The organism is Micromonospora sp. NPDC003776, from assembly GCF_053605645.1.
Map to the genome: position 1 here is coordinate 1 of NZ_JBSGJR010000766.1, position 2,658 is coordinate 2,658.

2 protein-coding genes are annotated in these 2,658 nt (G+C 70.3%); both read right to left on the reverse strand.

The window, feature by feature from the left end; all coding sequences use genetic code 11:
* Positions 1–48: 48 nt before the first annotated feature.
* Complete coding sequence (gene lepA, locus ACWEVO_RS34605; protein ID WP_452311624.1) at positions 49–1,926, reverse strand: translation elongation factor 4; 1,878 nt, start codon at positions 1,924–1,926, stop codon at positions 49–51.
* A gap of 95 nt (positions 1,927–2,021) precedes the next feature.
* Entirely contained in the window at positions 2,022–2,558 is a 537-nt protein-coding gene (locus ACWEVO_RS34610) for a DUF4240 domain-containing protein (RefSeq protein WP_452311625.1), read from the reverse strand.
* Positions 2,559–2,658: the final 100 nt, after the last annotated feature.

Here is a 2,658-nt window from a genome sequence, read left to right on the forward strand (position 1 = left end):
GAGGGTTCGTCGCGGGCACCGGCCGTCGGGGTCGGCGCCGAGCGGGACCTACTTCTTGCCGGGAGCCTTGCCGTCCCCGGAGTCGGACGAGAGCGCCGCGATGAAGGCCTCCTGCGGGACCTCCACCCGGCCGACCATCTTCATCCGCTTCTTGCCCTCCTTCTGCTTCTCCAGCAGCTTGCGCTTGCGGCTGATGTCACCGCCGTAGCACTTGGCGAGCACGTCCTTGCGGATGGCGCGGATGGTCTCCCGGGCGATCACCCGGCTGCCGATCGCGGCCTGGATCGGCACCTCGAACTGCTGACGCGGGATCAGGGTGCGCAGCTTGGCGGCGATGGTGGTGCCGTAGGTGTACGCCTTGTCCTTGTGCACAATGGCGCTGAACGCGTCCACCGGCTCACCGTGCAGCAGGATGTCCACCTTGACCAGGTCGGACGCCTGCTCGCCGGAGGGCTCGTAGTCCAGCGAGGCATAGCCCTTGGTGCGGCTCTTCAACTGGTCGAAGAAGTCGAAGATGATCTCCGCGAGGGGCAGCGTGTAACGCAGCTCCACCCGGTCGGCGGAGAGATAGTCCATGCCCAGCAGGCTGCCCCGGCGCCCCTGGCACAGCTCCATGACCGCGCCGACGTAGTCATTCGGCGTGAGCACGGTGGCCCGCACCGTCGGCTCGTACACCTCGGCGATCTTGCCGGTCGGGTACTCGCTCGGGTTGGTGACCACGATCTCCTGACCGTCCTCCGTGATGGCCCGGTAGACCACGTTCGGCGCGGTGGAGATCAGGTCGAGGTTGAACTCGCGCTCCAGCCGCTCCCGGATGATCTCCAGGTGCAGCAGGCCGAGGAAGCCGCAGCGGAAGCCGAAGCCGAGCGCCCCGGAGGTCTCCGGCTCGTAGACCAGGGCGGCGTCGTTGAGCTTGAGCTTGTCCAGCGCCTCGCGCAGGTTCGGGTAGTCCGACCCGTCGATCGGGTAGAGCCCCGAGTAGACCATCGGCTTCGGATCCTTGTAGCCGCCGAGAGCCTCCTTGGCCGGGTTGCCGTTGATGGTGACCGTGTCACCGACCCGGGACTGCCGGACGTCCTTCACCCCGGTGATCAGGTAGCCCACCTCGCCGACGCCCAGCGCGTCGGCCTTCACCATCTCCGGCGAGATGACGCCGATCTCCAGCAGCTCGTGGACCGCCCCGGTGGACATCATCTTGATCCGGTCGCGGGCGCTGATCCGGCCGTCCACCACCCGGACGTAGGTGACCACGCCGCGGTAGACGTCGTACACCGAGTCGAAGATCATCGCGCGGGCCGGGGCGTCCGCCTGCCCGACCGGCGCCACGAACTGCCGGACGATCTCGTCGAGCAGGTAGGGCACGCCCTCACCGGTCTTGCCGGAGACCCTGATGCAGTCCGCCGGGTCGCCGCCGATCAGGTGGGCGAGCTCCTCGGCGTACTTCTCCGGCTGGGCGGCCGGCAGGTCGATCTTGTTGAGCACCGGGATGATGTGCAGGTCGTTCTCGAGCGCAAGGTAGAGGTTGGCCAGGGTCTGCGCCTCGATGCCCTGCGCGGCGTCGACCAGCAGGATCGCGCCCTCGCAGGCGGCCAGGGACCGGGACACCTCGTAGGTGAAGTCGACGTGGCCCGGGGTGTCGATCATGTTGAGCACGGCGCTCTCGCCGGCCCGGTCGCCCTCCCGGACGGTCCACGGCATGCGGACGGCCTGGCTCTTGATGGTGATGCCGCGCTCGCGCTCGATGTCCATCCGGTCGAGGTACTGCGCGCGCATCTGCCGCGGGTCGACCACGCCGGTGAGCTGCAACATCCGGTCGGCCAGGGTCGACTTCCCGTGGTCGATGTGGGCGATGATGCAGAAGTTCCTGATGCGCGCCGGGTCGGTGGCACCAGGAGCGTTCGCGCCGGGATCGAGCGTCGGTGGCACAGCGGTCCGTTCTGGTCGGCTGACGTGAGCGGGCCGGCGCGACGCCGGCCCCCTCTATGCTCCCACGTCGCCCGGGACACGCCGGGGCTCCCCCGTCACTCCTCCGGCGGCTCGACGAAGAGCGCGGCGAGCCTCGGCAGGCGCCGCCGCGCCTCGTCCTCGTCGTCGAAGTCCCAGAAGTCGTTCAGGTCGGGGGCCGCGGCCGGCTCACGCACCGCCGGCAGGTCGGCCGCCGTCGCCTTCCGGTACGCCTCCCAGGGCACCGCCAGCATGTCCTCGCACTCGAACTCCTCCCCGCTGAGCGCCGCGGCCCGCACCCGGGGCAGCTCGGCGAGGGAATCCGGGTCGGAGACCGCCCGGGCGAACACCGCCCGGCCCTGGGTCATCAACCAGCCGCGGAAGTACTCGAAGCCGTCGTCCGAGGCGCCGCCGTTGATCAGGTAGGCCGCGCCCCACAGATCGACCTGGTAGGAGGCGACGAGCACCCGCCGCTGGTGCTCCGCGTACCCGACGATCTCCTCTGGGGCGCGCTCGGCGAGCAGGGCGACCGCCCGGGCGGCCACCGCGTCGGGCTCTCCCCCGGCGCCGGCGCGGGCCTCGTCGATCAGCTGCCAGAAGTCGTCGGTCCTCACGGCACGGATCCTGCCAGGGGCGTACGACAATGGGGGCCGTGCCCCCGATCTCCCTGCCCCCGGTGCCGTACGGCGCCACGGCCCAGCGCCCCGGCTGGGC